Genomic DNA, 23,425 nt, shown 5'->3' on the forward strand with positions numbered 1-23,425 from the left:
ACATTGTGACCGATATCACCGGACAGTTGTCCGGATACGCGACCATCGGAGCGGCCCCTTACATGACGGCACCGACCACCGCGATCATCGGCGCGGGCATCAGCGGCCTGACGACGGGCAAGATGCTGTGCGACTATGCAGTGCCCTACACCTGCTTCGAAACGTCGGATCGCGTCGGTGGCAACTGGGCGTTCGGCAACCCGAACGGCCACAGCAGCGCCTACCGGTCGCTGCACATCGACACATCCAAACATCAACTGTCGTTCAAGGACTTCCCGATGCCGGAGTCCTACCCCGACTTTCCGCACCACACCCAGATCAAGGACTATCTCGACGCGTACGCCGACGCATTCGGGTTGCGCGAACACATCGAATTCCGCAACGGCGTGCGCCACGCCCGTCGGCTGCCCGGGGCCGGCTGGGAACTCGACCTCGAGGACGGCAGCACCCGGCACTTCGAGTTCCTCGTCGTCGCCAACGGTCATCACTGGGATCCGCGCCTCCCCGATTTTCCCGGCGAGTTCACCGGCGAGGTCATCCACTCCCACCACTACATCGATCCGAGTACGCCCCTCGAGTTCGCGGGCAAGCGGATCCTCGTCGTGGGCATCGGCAACAGCGCCGCCGACATCGCGGTGGAACTGTCGTCGAAGGCGCTACGGACCGAGGTGACGCTCTCGACGCGGTCCAGTGCGTGGATCGTCCCGAAATACATCGCGGGCCGGCCCGCCGACAAGTACTACCGCACCGTGCCGTACGTGCCGCTGTCGTGGCAGCGCAAGTTGGCGCAGCTCGGCCAGCCGCTGCTCTCCGGCCGCCCCGAGCGCTACGGACTGCCCGAACCCAATCACAAGTTCTTCGAAGCCCATCCCACACAATCGGTCGAGCTACCGTTGCGCCTCGGTTCCGGCGACATCACGCCGAAACCGAACATCGCACGGCTGGACGGGCAGACAGTCCACTTCACCGACGGCACCTCCGGCGAGTTCGATGTGATCATCTACGCGACCGGCTACAACATCACCTTCCCGTTCTTCGACCCGGAGTTCATCAGCGCACCCGGCAACCACATCTCGTTGTACAAGCGGATTTTCAAGCCGGGCATCGGCGACCTGGCGTTCGCCGGCTTCGCACAGGCCACACCGACGCTGTTCCCGTTCGTCGAATGCCAGGCCCGGCTGATCGCCGCATACGCGATCGGCCGGTATGCGCTGCCGCCGGCCGACGAGATGGAACGAGTGATCGCGAGCGATCAGCAGAAGTTCACCGGGCACATGCTCGACCGCCCCCGGCACACCCAGCAACTCGACTACTTCGTGTACGAGCACGACATCCGCACCCGCGAACTGCCCGCCGGACTCGCCCGCGCCACCCGATGAGGTTCCGATGAACTCGACCGCCGCGCCCACCTCGCCCCCGGCCTACCGACGGCTGACCTTCCGCTCGGGAGCAGACGAGATCGACGCGTGGCACTTCCCCGCCGTGGGTGCCGCGTTCACGGTCGACGGCCGGGCACCCGTCGTCGTCATGGCCCACGGTCTCGGCGGCACCAAGGATTCCGGGCTCGGCCCCTTCGCTGCGCAACTGAGTGATGCCGGTCTGCACGTCCTGGCCTTCGACTACCGGGGATTCGGTGCGTCGGGCGGCAATCCCCGGCAGACCGTCGACCCGCACCGGCAGATCGCCGACTACTGCGCCGCGGTCGCTGACGCCCGCCGACTCGACGGCACCGACCCGGACCGCGTGGTGCTGTGGGGTGTGTCGCTGTCCGGTGGACACGTATTCGCTGCAGCCGCAGGGGATTCCGGTGTGGCCGCGGTGGTGGCACTGACACCGCTGGTCGACGGCATCGCCGCCGGTGCGCTCGCGGTGCGCCAGTACCCGACCGCGTCGCTGCTGCGGTCCGCCGCGACGGGAGTGCGCAGCCGCCTCGGGACGCTGGCCGGGCAGCCGGCGGTCACCATCCCGATCGTCGGGCGTCCCGGTGACACAGCCGCTTTGAGCCTCGCCGGATACTACGACGACTACCTTGCGCTCGCGGGACCGACGTGGCGCAACGAGATCGACGCCCGCATCGCCCTGACCCTGGGCTCGTACCGCCCCGGCAAGTACGCATCGCACGTGTCGTGCCCCGTGCTCGTGCAGATCGCCGACTTCGACCGGAGTGCTCCGCCCCACGCCGCGGCGCAGGCAGCGTTCCGGGCACGCGCCGAGGTGCGGCACTATCCCTGCGACCACTTCGACGTGTGGCCCGGAAAAGACTGGTTCGGACCGGCCGTGGACCACCAAATCGCTTTCCTTGCACGTCATCTCGTCAGCACTCCCCAACCGCGATCCGGACCGGGCATCGCACCGCCTCTCCCCGCCACCCCTTCCACCGCGAGGTAGACCATGGCCGACACCGTCCAGCAGGCGCTCCGCGAGCGCCTGGCCGACGACACCACCGCAATCGTCCACGACACCGGCACCTGGACCTGGCGCGAGCACCTCGCGCACGCGTCCGCACAGGCGTCGGTGCTGCTGTCGCTCGTCGACCGCGACCGGCCCGTCCACGTCGGCGCGCTACTCGGCAACACGCCCGACATGCTCCATGCGATCGCCGCGGCAGCACTCGGCGGGTTTCCACTCGTCGGCATCAACAACACGCGCCGCGGCGACGGACTGGCCCGCGACATCCGCCGCGCCGACTGCCAGATCCTGCTCACCGACCCCGAACACCTGCCGTTGCTGGACGGACTCGAACTCGGCGACGTCCGGGTCGTCGACGTGTCGAGTCCCGAGTGGGCGGACCTGGTCGCACGAACCGGTGATCTCGAGCCGTTCCGTGAGGTCGAGGCGATGGACCCGTTCATGCTGATCTTCACCTCCGGCACCAGCGGCGACCCGAAACCTGTTCGTCTCGCCCACATCATGGTGCTGTTCGCGGGCAACAACCTCGTCGACCGGTTCTCGATCACCACCGACGACGTCGCATATCTGTCGATGCCGCTGTTCCACTCCAACGCGATCCTCGCCGGGTGGTGCGTGTCGCTGTGCAGTGGTGCGACCATGGCGCCCGCGACATTCTCGGCCTCGAACTTCGTTCACGACATCCGTCGCTACGGCGCGACCTACATGAACTACGTCGGCAAGCCCCTCGCCTACGTCCTCGCGACACCGGCGCAGCCCGACGACGCCGACAACCCGCTGCGTGTCGCATTCGGCAACGAGGCCACCGACCGCGACATCGCCGAGTTCGCCGAGCGCTTCGCCTGCACGGTGTGGGACGGTTTCGGATCAACCGAGAGTGCCGTCATCATCACCCGCGACGACGGCACCCCGCCCGGGTCGATCGGCAGGGGTCTGCCCGGCGTCGCAGTGTACGACGCGGGCACCGTCACGCAGTGCCCACCTGCGGAATTCGACGCGCACGGCGCGCTTCTCAACGCGGACAAGGCGATCGGAGAACTGGTCAACACCCAGGGAGCCGGGTTCTTCTCCGGCTACTACAACGACCGGGAGGCGACCGACGAGCGACTGCGGCACGGCATGTTCTGGTCCGGTGACCTCGCCTACACCGATGCCGACGGTTGGATCTACCTCGCCGGCCGCACCGCCGACTGGATGCGTGTCGACGGCGAGAACCTCGCCGCCGCACCGATCGAGCGGATCCTGCAGCGCCTGCCGCAATTGAGCCGGGTCGCCGTCTACGGTGTGCCCGACGAACACGTCGGCGATCAGGTGATGGCCGCGCTCGTGCTGCGCGACGGCACGACACTGACTCCCGACGAGTTCACCGAGTTCCTCTGCGCGCAGGCCGATCTCTCGCCGAAAGCGTGGCCGCGGTACGTCCGGATCGCGCCCGACCTGCCGATCACCGCGACCAACAAGATCCTCAAACGCGAACTGAAGGCGCAGGGACCGACCAGGGGCGACGGCGTCCTGTGGAAACACCGGGGCGGGCGCTACGAACCGGTGTAGTTGTCCTTGTATCCGCTAGCATCAGCGTTCATGCGCACGCTCGCGAAGACCGTCGTCGTCGTCACACTGACCGCGCTCGGCGCAGCGGGCGGTCACGTTGCCGCCGCGGCACCGTCACCGGTGGTGGACGAGGGAGGGGCCATCGTCGCCCCGAGCAGCACACAGATCTCTTTCGCCCACACCCCGACCGGTTTCCGGGCGGGAACCGCCAACGAGCACGAGTCTCGGGCGGGAGTGTCGATCGTCAAGCTGTACCTGGCCGAGTACGTCGTGCGGCACGGCGATCCCGCCGATCACGCCGACGCCGTCGAAATGATCAGGGCGTCGAACGACGCGATCGCCGACCGCTTGTACGCGAAGTACCCGCAGGCGATTTCGACGACCGCAGCGGAGTTCGGGCTCACCGACACCTACGTTCCCGGGTATTGGGGTGTCGGGACCACGTCGACCCACGACATGGTGAGCTACCTCGAAACCAAGAAGGTGACGGACCCGGATTCGCCGGTTCTGGGCGCGATGGCGTCGGCCTACGGCACGGCCGCCGACGGATACCCGCAGAATTTCGGGACGGCGCTACTGGCCGGTGTCATCGGCACCAAATGGGGTTGGAGCGACGACCGCTCGTTCCACGCGTCCGCCTCGTTCGGTCCCGATTTTTCGGTGGCCGCGTCGACGTACGGGTCGGCCGCGCAGCTCTCGGAGCATGTGCTCGGGGCGTTCACCGACGGGGGCCCTACCGAGCCGCGTTCCGGGTACCGGCTCGAGGATTGCCCCGCGCTGACCTGGCTCGCCGGCGACCCGACGCTCGCGGCACCGGCACAGGCACTGCTCGATCAGGTGCCGTCCGGCGCGGCGGACGCATTCTGCACGCTGACATCCGAGCGCGGCGCGTCGTAGCGTGGAACGCATGAGCACATCGTGGCAGGACCCCGACGCCGTCTCCCTCATGCTCGACGACTGCAAGACGTGGGCGGTGGTCGGATTGTCCGGCAACCCCACCAGGACCGCCTACCGCATCGCCGAGCTGCTCCAGGAACGCGGCAAGAAGATCGTGCCGATCCACCCGAGCGCACCGGTCGTCCTCGGTGAGCAGGGCTACGCTTCGCTCGCCGACGTGCCGTTTCCCGTCGAGGTCGTGGATGTCTTCCGGCGCTCGGAGTCGGCGGGAGAGTTCGCCGACCAGGCGGTTCAGGTGGGCGCGAAGGGCGTGTGGTTCCAGCTCGGAGTCATCGACGAGGACGCGTTCGCCCGCACAGCGGAGGCAGGTGTCGCGATGGTGATGGACACCTGCCCGGCCATCGAGTGGAACAGGCGCGCCGGAAGCTGATCCGTCACCTGCTGCGCGCGACGTACTTTCCGAGCGAGGTGGATTTGGTGCCGTCGAGCCGCCAGAAGGTGTCGCCGTCGCACGATTCGACGTCGCCGCTGAGGAAGCTCGCGACGGCGTTCGCGGCGGTGGTGGGATCGGGGAACCGGCGGCCTTCCATCGGTCCGCGGGTGATCTCGAGTGCGCGGGTCGCGAGGTCGAATCGTCCCTGCATCCGGTAGCCACCGAAGTCGGCCACGACGACGGCGCGCGGGTCGACCACTTCGGCTTCGACGGCGACGCGGGAGGTGGCCTTCGGACGGGTACGGGCGACCGGACGAGCCGCTGTGCGCCGGCTCGTGTCCTTGGTGGCGTTCAGCTCGAGCAGATCCCAACGGTCGTGGCCGTGGGCGACGCTGCTCATCGGGATGGGATGACTGCCGGTGCGGGTACGGCCCGGGCGTTCGGCGAGCCACAGCTCGACGTCGGACTCGATACCGGCCTCGACCTCGCCGGATTCGACGATGTAGAACTGGGGGTCCGGCTTCGCGAGGTCGACGAACACCCAGTGCGACGACCCGGTCCCGTCGCTACCCGGCGTGCCGTCCTGACGGCGTGCCATCCATCCACCGCGCGCGGTGCAGCGAAGTCGGACGACACGACTCTTCCCGTCGGCGCCCCACATCTTCACGGTTCGGTTGCTGCCGTCCAGAGGGGTGGCTCGCCCACCTCGCTGTACGACCTCTGTGACGAATGCGTGAATACCTATACCGGCAATATCTTCCATGTCGCGCAGTCCATTCTCCCGTGCGTAAAACGACGAGAGGTGAGACGACGGGATACGCAGCACGACTCGGATGGGTCATTTGCCACCATACGGTGACACCACCCGAACGCGATACAACCTGTGACGCATCACCGGAACACATCGCCCTTCGTCGCGAGTGCTTTGACACGCTCGACAATGCGATCCCGGAGTTTGGAAGGTGTGCGCCAGCGCATGGCGAGTCTGTCGTAGTCCATCGCGTGCTCGGCGATGATGTCCTTCAGCGCGTCCACATCGAGCGGGGCCAGCTTGTCCCGCAATCCGGCTTCACCGCCCTCACGGAACACCGCGAACGGGTCGAACGGACCGGCGGCGCGCTTGCCGCGCCGGACCGGCGGCTTGCCCGACGGGTGTGGCTTTCCGGGTGCGCTTCTCTTCACCGGTGCCGCCGCCCCACCCGGCGCGGTGGACGCTTCGGCAGGGATGGAGAGGGCCGCGACCAGGGCGTTCGCGAATCGAGGGCTGCGCGCGGCCTCGTCGGCGATAACTCGCACCAGGGCGACCAGCGAAGTCGCGGCAGCGGGCGTCGAGTCGTCGAGCCGCAGTAGCGCGGCACTTGCTTCGCCGATCTGCAGGCGCAGCCGCACATCGGTGCGGTCGGAGGCGGTCACAGATACACCTGCGCATTCATCAGGACGGTCTCGGTGAGCATGCGAAGTGCGTCGAACTGGCCGGTGTTGCCGTATTTCCGCTTGAGGGTGCCGTACGGAACGAACTCGGCCGACGCCGCGATCTGATTGGCCTCGGGAACCCAGGCGGGAACGACGTTGGCGATGCGGTCGTCGCGTTGGAGCTGCTCGATGATGCTGCGATGCAGGTTCGAGGCACTGCGGTACTTGGTGATGACCAGGCCGATCTCGCGGATGCGGTGCCCCGACTTGTCTGCGAACTTCTGCACCCGTGCCTGCAGCTGCGGAATTCCGTAGGTCGACAGGATGTCCGGGATCGTCGGGATCAGGTAGCCGTCGGCGAGTCGAAGCCCGTTGAAGGTGAGCATGCCGAGGTTGGGCGGGCAGTCGATGAGGATGTAGTCGTACCGGTCGGCGATCGGTGCGATCGCCGACCGCAACACCTCGATGGGGCGGGCGGATTCGGGATCGGCGTACTGCTGGTGGCTCAGGCCTTCCTGAATCTCGATGAGATCGAGCGACGACGCGAGCAGGTCGACGCCCCGCACCGCTCTGACCGGCGACACGTCGTGCTGCAGCGCCTTCTCGATGTCGAATTCGTCCGCGGTGGGGTCGATGGCGCGGCGGAACAGTGTCGCGAGGGTCCGGCCGAGCTCGTTGAGTTCCTTCCAGCGTTCCTCGCCGACCATCATCGTCGTGAGATTCGTCTGGGGGTCGAGGTCGACGAGCAGTACGCGCTGCCCGAACTCCGCGGCCATGAACTCGGCCAGCGCGGCGGTCGTCGTGGTCTTGCCGACACCGCCCTTCAGGTTGATCGTCGCGATCGCACGCGCCACCTGCACACCTCTTCGGGAGAATTGCTATTGGTTCGCTGCAGCAAACTACCCGAAGCCGGACACAGGGTACGGCGGCGCCCGGGATCAGCGCCCCTTGGCCTCCACCGAAACGCGTGGAATACCGACGAGGTCGCCGGGGCTCACGACGGAATCGGCCGTTGCAAAACCATTGAGCGCCAACGGCGGCTCGTAGTCGGTGACGGCATGCACGATCTCGCCGTCCGAGGTGAACACCATCAGTCCCTCGGCTCCTACACCGGGAAGGCCTTCCCACACGACACCGGCCGTTCCGAGCATCCGATTGACCTCGCTCATGAGCAGCGGAACGCTGAAGTAATACATGCGATCCCACGAGCTGCCGTCGATACCCGCCTCTTCGGCGATCTCGCCGAGTGTGCGGGTTTCTCCCTGCACCAGCACATTTTCGAAGGCCGTCTCGAGGTTCGGATCGTCCACGACGGCGACGGTACCGGAGCCGCAGGCGACGGCAGCCACCGTCGCCGTGACCCCGAGTACCACAACCATCCGCGCATAGCCTGATGCCACTTCTGTCACCTCTGCCACTCGAGCCCCCTGCGAACGCGAGGAAGGTACCACCGAAGCGCGCGGTTGCACCAGTGAGGTGTGTCACTTCTGCGGGCCGGTATCAGCCCTGCTACCGATGCGGGAATCGACTGTGAGTCTTTACAACACGCGACTCAGTCCTTGGTGGTCAGCTCCGCGATGTCGCCGTGCAGCGCCGACTGCAGCGACCCGATCAATCCGGCCGCATCGCCGAACTGATCGCCGACGAAGTTGGTGTTCTCCGCCGAGAGCTCCCGCGTTCCGGAGCGCCCGATGAGGTCGTCGATGCGTATGTCCAGACTGGCCGTGCGTTCGGCGATCCGCATCATGTGCAGCCGGCCTTCCGCAGAACCGAGCAGATCCCCGATCCGTGCCAGCGCGGCGACCCGGGCGAGAAGCTGATCCCACACCGGGCCGAGCGCCGCGACGCGCGCCGCGAGACCCGCGCGTGCGGCGGGGACGCTGCGGATCGCGTCGTTCAACTCGGTGAGCAGTCCGCGCAGGGCGACGGTGTCCACGGAGATCTGGGTGAGTTCCTCGGCGAGGTCGAGTTGCGCCCGCTGAACCGACAGGTACTCCGAACGCCATGCACTCGAGGACTGGACCCGGTCGTAGAGCGAGCCGGCCAGGAACAGGAGGGTGTCGTAGCGGTCGGTGAAGTGGTCGTCCTCCCCCGGGACCTGCCGGGCAAGGACCTCTGCCGCGCGCCGGCCCGCTTCCGCCGCCGGTGTGCGTTCCGACCAGCGGGCGACGCGGTCGCCGACAATCGACAGGACCGTGCCACGTGCCTGCTCGATCGTCGGGACCGGGATGGGAGCCGGTGTGCGTTGCAGCGCCGCGAACAGGGCTTCGCGCTGCTCGAGATCGAGGTGGATGCCGTCGCGGCGTTGTCGGCGCACGGCCCGCACGCCCTGCGCGTAGTGCGCCGGAGAATGCACGAGGCCGTAACGCGCGGCCCGGAGTTTCTTGGCGAGTTCGGAGGCGCGGTACTCGGCGACCACGCGGGCGGCACCGGGCCGCTGTGCTGCGGCGCGGGCAACGAGCCGTGCGTGCTCGTCGGTGAGGCGACGCAGCTCGCCGTACCCACCGAGCGGCGGATACGACCGCCCGGCGAGGCGACGGGCAGTGAAGACCGCGCGAGTGGGTTCGTCGAGGTGACCGGCGGCCAGGGCCAGCGCAGCCTCGTCGGACAGGGGGGCGTGGCGACCGTCGATGCGGCACTGCTCGCACCAGCGGCGCACCTGTGCGGCAATGCGCTCGCGACGCTGCTCGGCGGGTTCGAATCCCACCGGGTTCCGCTGTTCGCCGGGATCGGGCATCGGTCCTCCTCATGCCGGTTGGCCTCCACTGTTCCAGAAAATGCCTACCGGCGGCCGGTCGGACATTTGCCGGGTCTTCGTCCAGGGTCGGAATCGGGCGGCGGAAGGGTTGCGCGCAGCGTCGGCGCCGGACGCCGCTTCGGGTCAGTTCGATTGGCCGGATGCGACATTCGGCCACGGTGACAGATGTCACATCTCAAATCCGCCGGAGTGGCGATTTCACCGCACAATGCCTCTCCATCGCCGCCGAGAGAGCCCGAAGTTGTTCTACCCCAATACATCTACTCACCGGTAGGTTGGGTGCCCGGCCGCGACCCTCAAGTTACCCACCGGTGTTACCAGGCGGTACATCCGACTCCGGCCCGAGGACGACGACCACACTCGAGGCCTCGGCCGACGGGATACATTGCACTTCAACGGATCACGAGCCTCTTCTCCGGGCAGCCCGGACCGGAGAAGCACGGGAAGCCCCAGAACGTGACAAAGCCTCATGTTTGTTCCATGCTGTACGCGGACGGATCACCCGCATCTGGGGGCGCTGCCGCCATGGAGGCGGCCGTGGATAGCTGGGTGGATCTGCCCTGACCGTCTAACCGCCGCCCCTGGGGTGGGTCGGCCGGACCGGTGACCCGAATGCAGGCCTATGCCAACCTCGAGGAGTAGACCGATACATGCACCCACTCGCGTTATCAAGTCGTGACGTGGCCATGGCGATCGGTTAACTTGACTTCCTCAATTGGTGTGGTGCTTCGACGAGCGCACCAATCGCGCACAACCATGGAGAACGGTGACAACGAGTATGTTCAAGCGGATCGCAGTGGTCAATCGAGGTGAGGCGGCAGTACGCCTCATCCGAGCAGTCCGGGAGCTCAATTCCGAGCACGGCTACGACATCAAGACGATCGCCTTGCACACGGACGCCGAGCGTCGGGCCATGTTCGTCCGACAGGCAGACGAGGGCGTCACCCTCCGGCCGTCCACCACAGCGGCCACGTCCTACCTCGACCACGCCGCGCTCGAGCATGCACTGCTCGAAGCGAAGGCCGACGCGGTCTGGGTCGGCTGGGGCTTCGTGGCCGAGGACCCGGCGTTCGCAGACATGTGTGCCCGCCTGGGCATCACCTTCATCGGCCCGTCCGGCGACGCCATGCGCCTGCTCGGCGACAAGGTCGAAGCCAAACTTCTCGCCGAACGCGTCGGCGTTCCCGTGGCTCCGTGGTCCGGCGGTCCGGTCGACTCCCGCGCCGATGCCCGCCGCCACGCACAGGCCATCGGGTACCCCCTGATCATCAAGGCGCGATCCGGCGGCGGTGGCCGCGGCATCCGCAAGGTCTACGCCGAGGACGAACTCGAACTCGCCCTCGAGCGCACCCAGGGTGAGGCCGAACGTTCCTTCGGCGATCCCGTCGTGTTCATCGAGCGTCTCGTCACCGACGCCCGCCACGTCGAGGTCCAGGTCATCGCCGACAACCACGGCAATGTGTGGGCGCCCGGCGTGCGCGACTGCTCCATCCAGCGCAAGAACCAGAAGGTCATCGAGGAATCCGCTTCCCCGCTGCTCACCAAGGACCAGGCCGACCACCTGCGCTCGGTCTCGGCCGACCTCGTGCGCGCCGCCGGTTACAGCGGCGCCGGCACCGTCGAGTACCTGTACCAGCCCGACCTGAAGATCTTCACGTTCCTCGAGGTCAACACCCGCCTGCAGGTCGAGCACCCCATCACCGAAGTCACCACCGGCATCGACCTGGTCAAGATGCAGATCCTCGTGGCCTCCGGCGAAGAACTCCCCGGTGACTGCCCGCCCGAGTTCGGCCACGCCGTCGAGGCCCGCCTGAACGCCGAGGACGCCGACAACGGCTTCGCTCCGGCTCCCGGCACCGTGCAGCTGCTCAAGTTCCCGCTCGGCTCCGGGCTGCGCGTCGACACCGGCATCGCCCAGGGCGACGTCATCCCGCCCGACTACGACTCGATGGTCGCGAAGGTCATCGCGTGGGGCCGCGACCGCGACGAAGCGCTCGCCCGCCTCCGCACCGCGCTGCGCGAAACCACCGTCGTTCTCGACGGCGGCACCACCACCAAATCGTTCCTGCTCGAACTGCTCGATCGTCCCGAAGTGATCGATGCCAGCGCCGACACCGGCTGGCTCGATCGCACGGGCGCCGGCACCGCGACCGGCCCCACCAAGGTCGCCGACATCGCTCTCATCGCCACCGCAGTCGACGTCTACGACGCCGACGAGGCCCGCGAGCGCGCCGCGTTCCTCGCCTCCGCCCGCGGCGGACGCCCCCGCGCCGGGCACACCGTCGGTCGCAAGATCGAGCTGAGCTACCAGGGTCAGGCGTACGAACTGATCGTCGGCCAGGTCGGTCCGCACCGGTACCGCATCGACACCGGCGACAACGAGCTCGAGGTCGACATCGACCGCCTGAGCGACTACGAGTCCCGCCTCACCCTCGCCGGTCAGCGGCACAGTGTGGTCTCGATCGCCGGACCGGCGCACTTCCTCGTCGAGATCGACGGCATCAGCCACCAGATCAGCCAGGACGAGGCCGGTGTCGTGCGTACTCCCGCGCCCGCCGTCGTCGTCGCGGTGCCCGTCGCCGTGGGCGACGAGGTCGAGGCCGGGCAGACGCTCGTCGTGCTCGAATCCATGAAGATGGAAACCGCGGTGCGTGCGCCGTTCGCCGGCAAGGTTCGCGAGATCCTCGCTGTCGTCAACGCCCAGGTCGACGCCGGTGCCCCGCTGCTCCGAGTCGATCAGATCGTCGAGGAAACCGTCACCGAAACCGTCGAGCGGGTGCAGTTCCCCTCCCCCGCGCCGACCCTGACCGACGACGCTTCCACCGACGCGCTCGCCCGCCTCGAGACCCTCGAAGCCCTCATCACCGGCTACGACGTGTCAGCCAAGCGCACCGCGACACTGCTCGCCGAGTACGACCGGCTCTCCGCCGACGCCTCCGCCGAATGCGGCCTGGTGCGTGCCGAGCTGGCGCTGCTCACCACGTTCGCCGACGTGTGCGAACTGTCGCGCAACCGTCCCACGCAGGACGAGGAGAACAGCGACGACCGGGTGCACAGCCCGCGCGAGTTCTTCCACGGGTACCTGCAGTCGCTCGACGTCGAGGTCGGCGGTCTGCCCGACAGCTTCCGTGCGCGGCTCTCGCGTGCACTGCAGCACTACGACGTCACCGAACTCGACCGCACCCCCGAACTCGAGGAAGCCGTCTATCGCCTGTTCCTGGCACAGGAGCGGATCGAGGCGCAGGTGCCGGTCGTGTCGGCGCTGCTCGAGCGCTGGGTCGAGCGCGGGAACAGCGAAACCGGCGTGTCGAGCGACCTCAACGAGGTTCTCGACCGGCTCATCGTGGCCACCCAGGTCCGCTTCCCGGTCATCGGTGACACTGCCCGCAACCTGCGCTACCGGTTCTTCGAGGAGCCGGTGATCCGCAAGGCGCGTGAGCAGGTCTACGACGGCGTGCGCGGGTCGCTCGCCTATTTGTCCGACAACCCGGAGGCCGCCGATTACACGCAGCGCGTCGAAGCGCTCGTGGCGACACCGGAGCCGCTGATCGACCTGCTCGCGCAGCAGATCACCCGGCCCGAGACCGTTCCCGGACCGCTGCTCGAGGTGATCACCCGCCGCGCGTACAAGATCCGGACGCTCGAGGACGTACGCTCATGCATCCTCGACGGCCGTCAGTTCGTCACCGGCAACTTCGATCTGCGCGGCACCCGCCTGTACCTGGTTTCCGCCGTGGCACGGCACGACGACCTCGCGGCGGCGCTCGACTCCGTCGAGGAATGCGCGGAGCCGCTGCCGAGCACCGAGAACCTGGTCATCGACCTGTACGTGGCGTGGGACGACGCGCCCGTCGACGCCGACGCCCAGGCCGAGTCACTGCGGACGGCGCTGACCGCCCGTGAGGTCACCGCGACCGCCCGCCGCGTGACGGTCACCGTCTGCCATACCGACAACGCCGAAGAGCACGTCTTCACGTTCCGGCCCTACGAGTCGGGGTATGCGGAGGAAAGCAACATCCGCGACATCCATCCGCTCACCGGTCAGCGACTGGATCTGTGGCGCCTGAAGAACTTCGACGGCACCCGTCTTCCCGCCAACCCGGATACGTACCTGTATCACATTGCGGCGCAGGACAACCCGTCCGACGAGCGGTTCATCGCACTCGCCGAGGTGCGCGACCTGACACCGCAGCGCGACGAGTCGGGCAATGTCGTGAGCCTGCCCGCGTTCGAGCGGGCACTCGCAAGCTCGCTCGACGGCATTCGCCGCGCCCAGGCCGGACGCGGCGGACGCCGGCTCGACGCCAACCGCGTCGTGCTGTTCGTGTGGCCCGTGGTCGATCTGAGCCTCGACGACCTGCGCCGCATCGGCCAGGGCGCCGCTCCGCTGACCGTCGGTGCCGGACTCGAGGAAATCACCGTCATCGGGTGGCTGCGCGAGCACCACGGCAAGCCGGCCCGCGAGGTGGCGCTGCGCTTCTCGTACCGCTCCGGTGCCGGTGTGGTCGTCAAGATGACCGATCCGCCGAAGGAGCCGCTCAAGCCGCTCGACGAGTACACGCAGAAGGTGCAGCGTTCGCGTGCCCGCGGCACGGTCTACCCGTACGAGCTGATCCCGCTGCTCACCGGCAACGACGGCAGCTTCGTCGAGTACGACTTCGAGGAAGGAACGAGCGGTCTCGACGGCAAGCTCGTCCCCGTCGACCGCCCGTACGGCCGCAACACCGCAGGCCTGATCGTCGGTGTCGTCACAGCCCCGACGGCGCGCTACCCCGAAGGTATGACCCGTGTCGCGCTGTTCGGCGATCCCACCAAGGCGCTCGGCACCGTCGCCGAGGCCGAATGCGCCCGCCTGGTTGCGGCGGTGGACCTGGCCGAGCAGCTCGGCGCCCCCGTCGAGTGGTTCGCGCTGTCGTCCGGCGCCACCATCTCCATGGACTCGGGCACCGAGAACATGGACTGGGTCTCGCGCGGCCTGCGCCGGATCATCACGTTCACGCAGAACGGTGGCGAGATCAACGTCGTCGTCACCGGCATCAACGTCGGCGCCCAGCCGTACTGGAACGCCGAAGCGACGATGCTCATGCACACCAAGGGCATTCTCGTGATGACCCCGGACAGCGCCATGGTGCTCACCGGCAAGCAGTCGCTCGACTACTCCGGTGGCGTCTCCGCCGAGGACAACTTCGGCATCGGCGGCTACGACCGCGTCATGGGCCCCAACGGCCAGGCACAGTACTGGGCCCCGAACCTGACCGCGGCCGTGGACGTGCTGTTCGGTCACTACGACCACGCCTACGTCGCTCCCGGCGAGCGGTTCCCCCGCAAGGCCGATTCCACCGACCCCATCGACCGCGACGTGCGCGTCTACCCGCACGTGCACCCGTCGAGCGACTTCACCACCGTCGGTGACATCTTCTCGTCGGAGACGAACCCGGACCGTAAGAAGCCGTTCGACATCCGCACCGTGATGCGCGCCGTCGTCGACCAGGACCATGCGGTGCTCGAGCGCTGGGCCGACATGGCCGACGCCGACACCTCCGTCGTCTTCGACGCCCACCTCGGTGGCCACGCGGTCTCCGTCATCGGCATCGAGTCGCGGGCCATCCCGCGCAAGGGCTGGTTCCCGACCGACGGCCCCGATCAGTGGACCTCCGGCACGTTGTTCCCGAAGTCGTCGAAGAAGACGGCCCGCGCGATCAACGCGGCCAGCGGCAACCGTCCGCTGGTGGTGCTTGCGAACCTGTCCGGGTTCGACGGCTCCCCCGAGTCGCTGCGTAACCTGCAGCTCGAAAACGGTGCCGAGATCGGCCGTGCCATCGTCAACTTCGACGGCCCGATCGTGTTCGTCGTCGTCTCCCGCTACCACGGTGGCGCGTTCGTGGTGTTCTCCGGAGCGCTGAACGAGAACATGGAAGTGCTCGCGGTCGAAGGATCGTTCGCCTCGGTGCTCGGCGGTGCTCCCGCCGCGGCCGTGGTGTTCACCCGCGACGTGAACAAGCGCACCGCGAACGATCCGCGTGTGGTCGAGCTGGAAGCCCAGATCGCGGCCGCAGAGGACGGCGAGAAGGCGCGTCTGAGTGTCGAGCTCGCCTCGCTGCGCACGACCGTGCGGTCGGAGAAGCTCGGCGAGGTTGCCGGCGAGTTCGAGGCGATCCACAACATTCAGCGGGCGCAGGAGGTCGGCTCGGTCCACGCGATCGTTCCGGCTGCCGAACTGCGGCCCCAGATCATCGCGGCGCTCGAGCGCGGCATCGCGAAGACGCTGGCGTAACAGTTACGACGCAGAAGGCCTCGCACCGGATTACCGGTGCGAGGCCTTCTGCGTCTGCGGGACGGGTCGGCGCACCCATGAGCTCCTCATGAAGCGAAACTGACGAAATCTTCATCGAGCGTGGGAACCGTGCTGCTCGGGGCCCCGGTCGAGCGTGTGAATCCACTCGATCAGCACCCTCGCCACCTCGTGCGGCACTTCGGGGACGAGAGCGTGACCGCTGCCCCGGATCAGAGCGGTCGTCACGAGGTCGGGACCGAACTCGTCGACGAGTTCGGAGCGGGTTTCCGGCGGTCGGAACACATCGTCGCCGGCCTGGACGTCCAGCAGCGGGGACGGCGCGATCGTCCACCAGGATTCCTTGTCGGTCGCGGCCATCGCGGCGCGTTGCGCGGCGATGGCGTCCGGCCACCATCCGTCGAGCCACACCGACGGGTCGTGTCCTTCCGCGAAGAACACGGCCCGCAGATGCTCGAGGCGTTCGGAGTCCGCAAGGGTGAAGTCGGAGCACTTCGCGACCCGTTCGGTCAGGGAAGCCGGGAATCGTCTCGCACCGGCAGCCAGCACCGCGACACCGCGGACGAGTTCCGGGCGGTCGGCGGCGAGAACGCGGGCGACGTAGTGCCCGAACGCGTGGCCGGCGAGCACAGCGGGCGCCACGCCGAACCGGTCCAGGACCACTGCTACGTCGGCGGCGAGATCGTGCAGGTCCAGTCCGGTAAGCGTCCCACGGCTCGCGCCGACACCCCGTGGTTGCGGCCGTAGCGCGAGGAAGCCGGCATCGGCAAGGTCGGAGGCGATCGGATCGAACTCGTACGAGTCGCGGCCGAGGGACGGCAGGAGCACCACCGCCTCGTCACCCGCGCCGTCTGTGACGACTTCCAGTTCCATCTCACCGGAGCGAACGATCTGTGTACGGGTCACGCCGGTCATCATTGCAGCTCGGTTCGGGGCCCGGTCGAGCGTCGTCTGCCACAGCGCAAACACTCATGTGCCTAAGGTCACATGAGCTCCCGCGTGATCTGTGACACGGGCCGAAAGGTTGGTTTTCACGTTCGTTCGATCAGACTTTGGCACGCAGTGCTTTCCGCTTTCTGCATCCGATGCCAGAACCATCGGGCACCACAATTGAACGAATTAATGTTGCCTCCAATAGATTTCATACAAGCAGTCCGAATGATCAAGATCGGCAAGCCGGTTGCCGTCGCACAACTGACCAGTAGGTAAGTTCCAGGGCCACAACCGATTAACGTGGAGTTCACCGTTCCGCCTCCCACGCCGGTACAAACATGCACCCTGTTCGTACCGGCGGGTATGGCGGCCGTAGAACAGCGAATTGTTTTGTTCCAGTGCATTTTTGAGGCCCCGAAAGCGGACGGACCGACCGTCTCCGTTTAACGCAGTGCGCATGACAAGCAGGCCTTTGTGCGGCATCATTGAACCGCAGGGAGTTGCGAGCCGCAGGGGGCTCGACAACGTGCGTGAAGCAGCGAAGACGATTCGTATCACGCACCGACACAAGACAACCGGGCGTCAGAATGCACAGTTGCATTCTCGCGCACCGACGAATCGCCGTACGCCATCGCGAGGAGACCATCACATGACCAGCACCATCGAACCCACGCCTCAGACCGCTGTCGCGGGCAACAAACTGCGCGGTCGGGTCGCCTTCGTGACCGGCGGTACTCGTGGAATCGGTGCTTCGATCAGCCGCAGTCTCGCCAGCCAGGGCGCGACAGTAGCAGCCGGATACGGTAGGAACACGTCGCAGGCCGACCAGTTCCTGGCCGAACTCAAGTCCAACGGCCAGAAAGACGTGAACTACTCCGTCCACAAGGGCGACGTGGGCAACGCCGAGGATTGCCGTCGGACCATCGACGAGGTCATCGCCGAGCACGGACGGCTCGACATCCTGGTCAACAACGCCGGCATCACGATCGACCGCACGATCCTCAAGATGCAGGACGAGGACTGGGACAACGTCATTTCCGTCAACCTCTCCGGCGCCTTCTACCTCGCGCAGGCGGCACTGCGGCACATGCTCGAGCGCGGCACGGGACGTATCGTGAACGTCTCCTCCGTGATCGGTGAGACCGGCAACATCGGCCAGGCCAACTACGCGGCATCCAAGGCGGGTCTGTTCGGCCTCACCAAGACCCTCGCGAAGGAAGCGGCCTTCCACCTCGCCAAGACGGGCAAGCTGACCCCCGACAGCATCGGCGTCACCGTCAACACCATCACCCCGGGCTTCGTCGCCACCGAGATGGTCTCGTCCATCCCCGAGAAGGTTCTCAACCGGATCACCGACTCCATCCCGGTCAAGCGCCTCGCGGATCCGCAGGAGATCGCCCGCGTCGTGCACTTCCTCGCCGCCGATGCGTCGTCCTATATCACCGGTCAGGTGTGGGGCGTCAACGGCGGACTGGATATGTGACAACTTCCGCAACTCTTTCACCACCCACCTCGTACTGAACGGTTAACCGGGTAAATGCAGCCTTTCGAGCTCAATCGGCACGGCCGAATTGTCTTTCCGTCCAATTTCTTTCCCGATCTGGACTTCTCGGCTCTCACCAGCCTCGAACATCTCGACGCGGTTATTCGCCGCGATTTCGAGACCAAAGCACCCACGGTCTCGGAGATCGTCTCGCGCAGCGCGCAGGGCGCGTACAAGTCCAAGTTCGAACTGATGCGAGACATGGCCCTGAGTGTGTTCTGGGCCAGCAGATTCACCCTCACCATGTTCGAGAAGCGCGCGACGCGCTGGGCCGACGTGCCCCGCAATCGCGACGACGTCTACATGCCGACCCTCACGCCGTGGCCCGGCGCCGGCGAAAAGATGGCCGAGGTCGCAGCCGCCTACAGTGAGCTGCCGGCCGCATGGGACGAAGGTGCCGAAGACACCATCTTCACCAGGCTTTTCGACGTTTTCAGTTCCCGCAAGCACATCGCCGGAACGTTGCCGACCGTCAAGCCCACCGTCGAGCAGCTGCTCGCGGACCCGAAGAACGTCACCACACGGCTGCGTAGCTACGACCCGAACTACCCGTTCTTCAGCTACGACGAGATCCTCAACTGCAACGGGGGCATCCCGGAGCTCGAGGCACTCGCACGCTGGTCGATGGTGCTGCACAACCAGCAGCCCTGGGACCGGCAGGAGATGGAGCTGACCGAGGTCGGCCAGTTGCGCGACGACGACTACGTGGTGGTGTTCCATCCCCGCAATCGCGAGGTGCAGCGCTTCATCACTCGTGCCGCCTCCGGACGAAGCCGCAAGGCCGTGGGATACACCAGCCCCACTCCGGTGCCGCCGTCGAAGCCCTACCCGGCGATCGACGTCCGCAAGGACTTCGCGGTTCAGCCGCGGATCGACGCCATCGCGGTCGCCCACGGCGATCAGGTGTGCACCAACGAGGACCTGATCCGCAACACCGCCTACAACTGGTCGCCGATGACGGCCGACGAGATCACCGCCAAGACGGGCATCGAACAGCGCCGCTACACATCCGGCACGTTCGAGGATCTCGCATTGTCCGCGGCCAAGCAGGCCGTCGAGCACGCGAAGGTCGGTCCCGAGGACATCGGCGCGGTCATCGTGTGCACGTGCACCAGCGGACGGCTGATCCCGTCGCTCGCCACCTGGATTTCCGGTGAGCTCGGTATAGCACAGAGCCACGCGTCGTTCGACCTGATTGCGGCATGCGCCGGAATGCCCTACGGGCTGGCCGAGGCAACCCGCATCATGCAGCAGGTGAAGCGTCCTGTGCTGGTGGTCTGCGTGGAGAAGTTCTCCGACAAGATCGGAAACGTACGTCCGTCACGAATGATCTTCGGTGACGGCGCCGCAGCCATCGTTGTCTCTCCCGCACCGGAGGGAACCGAGCCGGACATCGAGTTCCTCAACAGCTACGCGAGCGGACCGACGAGCCAGGTGAACTCGATCATCTGGCCCAACCCGGACTTCGACAACTACATCACGGTCTACGGACCCGAGGTCAAGGCGCTCGCCGGCCGGTACCTCGAGCAGATGCTCGACGAGATCAAGGCGCTTCCGGCTTCGGACGGCTCCGGCTCGCTGCTCGACACCATCGACCTGATCGTGCCGCACCAGGCCAACAAGACCATGATCATCGAGCTCGCTGCTGCGGCCGGACTGTCCGAGGACCGTCTGTACTTCAACATCGAGCAGGTCGGTAACGCATCGTCGGCCAGCATCCCGCTCGCCATCCACGACGCGGTGCGCGACGGTGTCATCACCGAACCGATGCGCATCTTCGCTCCCGGATTCGGCGCCGGTGCAGTCGCGGGATACTCGGTCATGAGGATCGATCCCGCCGTGGTCGCCCCGTTCAAGCATGCTTCCGAGCACGCCGAAATCGACCCCAAGCAGGGGCAGCCCCCGTCACCTTCCGATGTGGAGCTGGCCTTCCGCTGACGTAAGAAGACGTAAAACCGAACGTCGGTCCTCCCGTAACATTCGTTGCGGGCGGACCGACGTTCGTGTCGGTCGGACATTCCGGACGATCGGCGTCAATCGGCGAAAGGCATTACCAATGAGGATTCGGCGTATCGTGGCCGCGACACTGAGCTGCGTCGCACTCACCGTTGTAGCTCCGGCAACAGCGAACGCGTTCACTCTCTTCGATCTGCTTCCCAAGGGCATCGCCGACCTGATTCCCAGCGGTTCGGTGAACCCGTTCGCGCCTCCGGCACCCCCGGCGCCGCCCGCTCCCCCGGCGCCGCCGGTATCCCCCGCACCCCCGGCGGCCCCCGCGCCGAAGTCCGCCCCGCAGCCGTCGGCTCCGAGCGGTGGGTTCAAGAACTGCACCGAGGCATGGAACGCGGGTGCCGCGCCGCTCTACCGGAACGATCCGGGGTACGCGCCGAAACTCGACCGCGACAACGACGGCAAGGCCTGCGAAGTCGATCCGCGGTAGCCGGAAACCTCTACCTCTACCTCTGCCTCGGCACGAATGAAGGGATCATCCCGCCGGACTTTCCGACGGGATGATCCCTTCACTCAATAAGGTTGGGGCTGTGGAATTCGAGATCAGAGCCAGCGCGGGGGCGCCTGCTCACCACCCGCGACACCGACGGCGCCGCGACCGGCGGCCCAGCGGACCACCGCAGGCAAATCGCCCTGCACCGTCTGCGTGACGTCGGCACCGTCCTTCACGACCACCGGCGCGCGGCCCTCGACCTCGAGCGCGATACCCGCGCCGAGATCCTTCTTGCGCCACATCCCGACGATGTCGTCGAGCAAGGACTCGAGCACGACCTGCGGGAAATCGCCGAACCGGCCGCCGTTGGCGAGGTCGACGGCGTGGATCCACACCTCGCGCGTACGCATCCAGGCAGTTTCCTCGGCCGGAACCAGGCGTCCCTGCGCCGTGCGTACCTGCGCCTGCCACGCCGCCTCCGGCAGGTTCCGCCACTTCTCGTCGAGACGAGCAACGGTGTGCGCGAACAGGTTCCGAATAGCCGCGGGACTGAGGGTGGCTCCCTCGGCGATCTCCTGACCACGCTGCTCGGTCGACGCGTACATCGGCGTTTCGACACCCGTGGCGGCCCAGTCCATCAGACGGCACAGCGCTGCGGCGTTGTAGCCGATGTGGGCGACGAGATGCCGGCGGCTCCACCCCTCGAGCAGAGTCGGACCGTTGAGCTCGTCGTCGGTCAGCTCGGCCAGGCGCTGCGACAGGTACGACGTTCCGCGCCGCGCGATCAGCAGACGTTCGGAGAGTTCGAGATCGTTGAATCCCACGGTGTGCCTTCTCCTACTTGATGATCGTCTTGTTCTTGACCGTGCCCAGACCCTCGATGGTGACCTCGCAGACCTCGCCGTTCTGGATGTAGCGCGCCGGCTTGCGGGCATGGCCGACGCCACCGGTGGTGCCGGTGATGATGACGTCGCCCGGCTGCAGCGTGACGATGTGCGAGATGTAGTCGACGAGCTTGGCGGGGGTGAACACCAGGTCGCTTGTGTTCGACGACTGCATGACCTCACCTTCGAGACGGGTCTCGATCTTGGTGCCGAGCTTGTAGTCGGTGTCGAGGAACGGACCGAATCCGCTGGTCTTCTCGAACGTCTTGCCCTGGTCCCACTGCAGCGTGCGGTACTGGTAATCGCGCATCGTGTAGTCGTTGATCACCGAGTAGCCCGCGATGTAGGCGTCGGAGTCGGCCTCGGAGACCTGGTAGGCCTGCTTGCCGATGACCACGGCCAGCTCGGCCTCCCAGTCGAGCTGCGAACCCGCGTAGGCGGGAACGACCACGTCGTCGTACGGGCCGGTGAGGGCTTCCTTGAACTTCGAGAACAGGGTGGGGAACTCGGGCAGGTCGCGGCCCATCTCCTTGATATGGGTGCCGTAGTTGAGGCCGACGCACACTACCTTGCCCGGGCTCGGCACCACCGGTGCGTAGTCGGCGGTCGCCAGATCGACGGTCTTGCCCGATGCCTGCTCGGCGACGGTCTTCCAATCCGCGTTGTTCAGCAACTCGGACAGGTCGGCGTAGCCGTCGATCACGGTTGCGCTGGAATCGCTGTCGACGCGCACGGCGGCGGTCGCACCGGCAAGTCGGAGGGTGGCAAGTCGCATGGGGTTCAGGCTCCTTCGGAGATAAGTGTGCGGTTGAAGTGCAGACGCTCCACGATCGGTGCGTCCGAGAAAGCGAAAAGATCTACGCCCCCGTCGGTTTCGAGCGACCATTCCACCCACGACGGTACGACGATCATGTCGCCCTTGGCGACGTCGTGGCTCGTGCCGGCGAGATGGAAACGGCCCTGTCCCTCGAAGACCTGGAACACCACGGAGCCGACGTCGCGGCGGGCGCGGGTGCTCGTACCGGGACGCAGGCGATGGAACTCGGCGCGGATCGTCGGCATGACGTCGCCGCCGGTGGTGGGATTGGTGTACCGGATGGCGGCGTGGCCGGGTTCGGGAGTCGCCGCGTAGCCCTCGTCCTCGAGCGCGAGCTGTTCGTTGAGCGCGCGGTCGGTGTGCACCCAGCGATAGCAGGCGATGGGTGAGCTGGCCTTGCGGTCGAGTCCGACGAGCGGACGCAGACCCGGGTGTACCCACAGGCGCTCGGAGCGCGAGATGTCCGGGGTGCTTTCGTCGGTTACGCCGTCGGCGCCGAATTCGAAGAAGCCGGTGTCGGTGTAGTGGACGAACGGAATGTCGAGGCCGTCGATCCACGCCATCGGCTGGTCGGTCTCGTTGTGGTGACCGTGGAAGTTCCAGCCCGGGGTGAGGAGGAAGTCGCCGCGACGCATCGCGACCGGATCGCCGTTGACGACCGTCCACACGCCTTCGCCTTCGACGACGAACCGGAAGGCGTTCTGCGAATGACGGTGCTCGGGCGCGGTTTCCTTCGGGCCGAGGTACTGGATCGCCGCCCACAGCGTGGGCGTGACGTAGGGGACGCCACCGAGACCGGGGTTGGCCAGCGCGATGGCACGGCGCTCACCGCCGCGCCCGACGGGCACAAGGTCGCCGGCACGCTGCGCGAGCGGGTAGAGCGTCGACCACTTCCAGACGAACGGCACAGCCTTCGAGGCGGGAGCCATCGGCATGAGGTCGCCGAGCTGCGTCCACAGCGGGTTGAGGTTCTCGGTCTTGAAGTCGTCGTAGAGCTTCTGCAGCTCGGGAGCGGTGGTCTCGGTGGCGGTCATGATTCTCCTCGTGAAACG

At 66.8% G+C, this 23,425-nt stretch carries 18 protein-coding genes; 9 read left to right on the forward strand and 9 right to left on the reverse strand.

All coding sequences use genetic code 11. The annotated features are described in order from the left end of the window. Nucleotides 1-62: 62 nt before the first annotated feature. The 5 genes from Q8814_RS04360 to Q8814_RS04380 are packed head-to-tail and all read left to right on the forward strand — an operon-like array spanning nt 63 to nt 5,287. On the forward strand, nt 63-1,379 hold the full coding sequence (locus Q8814_RS04360; protein WP_330150813.1) for a flavin-containing monooxygenase: 1,317 nt from the start codon (nt 63-65) through the stop codon (nt 1,377-1,379). A 7-nt stretch (nt 1,380-1,386) separates the two neighbouring features. Further along, complete coding sequence (locus tag Q8814_RS04365; protein ID WP_330150789.1) at nt 1,387-2,388, forward strand: alpha/beta hydrolase; 1,002 nt, start codon at nt 1,387-1,389, stop codon at nt 2,386-2,388. A 3-nt stretch (nt 2,389-2,391) separates the two neighbouring features. Then, nucleotides 2,392-3,960, forward strand: a complete 1,569-nt coding sequence (gene fadD1, locus Q8814_RS04370) for a fatty-acid--CoA ligase FadD1 (protein ID WP_330150790.1) — start codon at nt 2,392-2,394, stop codon at nt 3,958-3,960. 30 nt (nt 3,961-3,990) lie between these two features. Further along, a complete protein-coding gene (locus Q8814_RS04375; RefSeq protein ID WP_330150791.1) occupies nt 3,991-4,857 on the forward strand; it encodes a hypothetical protein in 867 nt (288 codons plus the stop codon). A 10-nt stretch (nt 4,858-4,867) separates the two neighbouring features. Next, complete coding sequence (locus Q8814_RS04380; protein WP_330150792.1) at nt 4,868-5,287, forward strand: CoA-binding protein; 420 nt, start codon at nt 4,868-4,870, stop codon at nt 5,285-5,287. Nucleotides 5,288-5,291: 4 nt separating this feature from the next. Here the strand turns inward: Q8814_RS04380 and Q8814_RS04385 are convergent, their stop codons facing one another. The 5 genes from Q8814_RS04385 to Q8814_RS04405 all read right to left on the reverse strand — a co-directional run bounded on the left by Q8814_RS04385 (nt 5,292) and on the right by Q8814_RS04405 (nt 9,440). After that, complete coding sequence (locus tag Q8814_RS04385) at nt 5,292-6,053, reverse strand: hypothetical protein (protein WP_408015828.1); 762 nt, start codon at nt 6,051-6,053, stop codon at nt 5,292-5,294. A 128-nt stretch (nt 6,054-6,181) separates the two neighbouring features. Continuing rightward, complete coding sequence (locus Q8814_RS04390) at nt 6,182-6,703, reverse strand: hypothetical protein (RefSeq protein WP_330150794.1); 522 nt, start codon at nt 6,701-6,703, stop codon at nt 6,182-6,184. Further along, on the reverse strand, nt 6,700-7,557 hold the full coding sequence (locus Q8814_RS04395) for a ParA family protein (protein ID WP_330150795.1): 858 nt from the start codon (nt 7,555-7,557) through the stop codon (nt 6,700-6,702). The genes Q8814_RS04390 and Q8814_RS04395 overlap by 4 nt, the downstream gene beginning before the upstream one ends. 84 nt (nt 7,558-7,641) lie before the next feature. Continuing rightward, nucleotides 7,642-8,103, reverse strand: coding sequence for a hypothetical protein (locus Q8814_RS04400; RefSeq protein WP_330150796.1), 462 nt, complete (start codon nt 8,101-8,103; stop codon nt 7,642-7,644). Nucleotides 8,104-8,255: 152 nt separating this feature from the next. Beyond that, the gene (locus tag Q8814_RS04405) at nt 8,256-9,440 is read right to left on the reverse strand and encodes a hypothetical protein (protein ID WP_330150797.1); all 1,185 of its coding nucleotides are present in this window, start codon (nt 9,438-9,440) and stop codon (nt 8,256-8,258) included. 799 nt (nt 9,441-10,239) lie between these two features. On the opposite strand from Q8814_RS04405, the gene Q8814_RS04410 reads away from it, so the two are divergent. Next, entirely contained in the window at nt 10,240-15,735 is a 5,496-nt protein-coding gene (locus Q8814_RS04410) for an ATP-binding protein (protein WP_330150814.1), read from the forward strand. 111 nt (nt 15,736-15,846) lie between these two features. Here Q8814_RS04410 and Q8814_RS04415 read toward each other — a convergent pair whose 3' ends face one another. Continuing rightward, a complete protein-coding gene (locus Q8814_RS04415) occupies nt 15,847-16,668 on the reverse strand; it encodes an alpha/beta fold hydrolase (RefSeq protein WP_408015830.1) in 822 nt (273 codons plus the stop codon). A gap of 667 nt (nt 16,669-17,335) precedes the next feature. Here Q8814_RS04415 and Q8814_RS04420 point away from each other — a divergent pair. The 3 genes from Q8814_RS04420 to Q8814_RS04430 all read left to right on the forward strand — a co-directional run bounded on the left by Q8814_RS04420 (nt 17,336) and on the right by Q8814_RS04430 (nt 20,669). Next, nucleotides 17,336-18,169 carry a 3-oxoacyl-ACP reductase family protein gene (locus Q8814_RS04420; protein ID WP_330150798.1) on the forward strand — a complete coding sequence of 278 codons (834 nt, stop codon included), beginning with the start codon at nt 17,336-17,338 and terminating at the stop codon, nt 18,167-18,169. A 54-nt stretch (nt 18,170-18,223) separates the two neighbouring features. Then, a complete protein-coding gene (locus Q8814_RS04425; RefSeq protein WP_330150799.1) occupies nt 18,224-20,167 on the forward strand; it encodes a 3-oxoacyl-ACP synthase III family protein in 1,944 nt (647 codons plus the stop codon). Nucleotides 20,168-20,285: 118 nt separating this feature from the next. Further along, nucleotides 20,286-20,669: an excalibur calcium-binding domain-containing protein gene (locus Q8814_RS04430; protein WP_330150800.1), complete on the forward strand. Its 384-nt coding sequence runs from the start codon at nt 20,286-20,288 to the stop codon at nt 20,667-20,669. Between the two features lie 113 nt (nt 20,670-20,782). On the opposite strand, the gene Q8814_RS04435 is transcribed toward Q8814_RS04430, so the two are convergent. The 3 genes from Q8814_RS04435 to Q8814_RS04445 are packed head-to-tail and all read right to left on the reverse strand — an operon-like array spanning nt 20,783 to nt 23,407. Further along, nucleotides 20,783-21,496, reverse strand: a complete 714-nt coding sequence (locus Q8814_RS04435) for a maleylpyruvate isomerase family mycothiol-dependent enzyme (RefSeq protein ID WP_330150801.1) — start codon at nt 21,494-21,496, stop codon at nt 20,783-20,785. A 13-nt stretch (nt 21,497-21,509) separates the two neighbouring features. Beyond that, on the reverse strand, nt 21,510-22,331 hold the full coding sequence (locus tag Q8814_RS04440) for a fumarylacetoacetate hydrolase family protein (RefSeq protein WP_330150802.1): 822 nt from the start codon (nt 22,329-22,331) through the stop codon (nt 21,510-21,512). Between the two features lie 5 nt (nt 22,332-22,336). Next, nucleotides 22,337-23,407 carry a cupin domain-containing protein gene (locus Q8814_RS04445; RefSeq protein WP_330150803.1) on the reverse strand — a complete coding sequence of 357 codons (1,071 nt, stop codon included), beginning with the start codon at nt 23,405-23,407 and terminating at the stop codon, nt 22,337-22,339. Between the last annotated feature and the right edge of the window lie 18 nt (nt 23,408-23,425).

The sequence above is a fragment of the Rhodococcus chondri genome (assembly GCF_036327435.1).
GTDB classification, from domain to species: Bacteria; Actinomycetota; Actinomycetes; order Mycobacteriales; family Mycobacteriaceae; genus Rhodococcus; species Rhodococcus chondri.

What these genes read in the sequence shown, in the direction of transcription:
- Q8814_RS04360 (WP_330150813.1), top strand. Translation starts at nt 63, where the DNA reads ATGACGGCACCGACCACCGCGATCATCGGCGCGGGCATCAGCGGCCTG.
- Q8814_RS04365 (WP_330150789.1), top strand. Translation starts at nt 1,387, where the DNA reads ATGAACTCGACCGCCGCGCCCACCTCGCCCCCGGCCTACCGACGGCTG.
- fadD1 (WP_330150790.1), top strand. Translation starts at nt 2,392, where the DNA reads ATGGCCGACACCGTCCAGCAGGCGCTCCGCGAGCGCCTGGCCGACGAC.
- Q8814_RS04375 (WP_330150791.1), top strand. Translation starts at nt 3,991, where the DNA reads ATGCGCACGCTCGCGAAGACCGTCGTCGTCGTCACACTGACCGCGCTC.
- Q8814_RS04380 (WP_330150792.1), top strand. Translation starts at nt 4,868, where the DNA reads ATGAGCACATCGTGGCAGGACCCCGACGCCGTCTCCCTCATGCTCGAC.
- Q8814_RS04385 (WP_408015828.1), bottom strand. Translation starts at nt 6,053, where the DNA reads ATGGAAGATATTGCCGGTATAGGTATTCACGCATTCGTCACAGAGGTC.
- Q8814_RS04405 (WP_330150797.1), bottom strand. Translation starts at nt 9,440, where the DNA reads ATGCCCGATCCCGGCGAACAGCGGAACCCGGTGGGATTCGAACCCGCC.
- Q8814_RS04410 (WP_330150814.1), top strand. Translation starts at nt 10,240, where the DNA reads ATGTTCAAGCGGATCGCAGTGGTCAATCGAGGTGAGGCGGCAGTACGC.
- Q8814_RS04415 (WP_408015830.1), bottom strand. Translation starts at nt 16,668, where the DNA reads ATGACCGGCGTGACCCGTACACAGATCGTTCGCTCCGGTGAGATGGAA.
- Q8814_RS04420 (WP_330150798.1), top strand. Translation starts at nt 17,336, where the DNA reads ATGACCAGCACCATCGAACCCACGCCTCAGACCGCTGTCGCGGGCAAC.
- Q8814_RS04425 (WP_330150799.1), top strand. Translation starts at nt 18,224, where the DNA reads ATGCAGCCTTTCGAGCTCAATCGGCACGGCCGAATTGTCTTTCCGTCC.
- Q8814_RS04430 (WP_330150800.1), top strand. Translation starts at nt 20,286, where the DNA reads ATGAGGATTCGGCGTATCGTGGCCGCGACACTGAGCTGCGTCGCACTC.
- Q8814_RS04440 (WP_330150802.1), bottom strand. Translation starts at nt 22,331, where the DNA reads ATGCGACTTGCCACCCTCCGACTTGCCGGTGCGACCGCCGCCGTGCGC.
- Q8814_RS04445 (WP_330150803.1), bottom strand. Translation starts at nt 23,407, where the DNA reads ATGACCGCCACCGAGACCACCGCTCCCGAGCTGCAGAAGCTCTACGAC.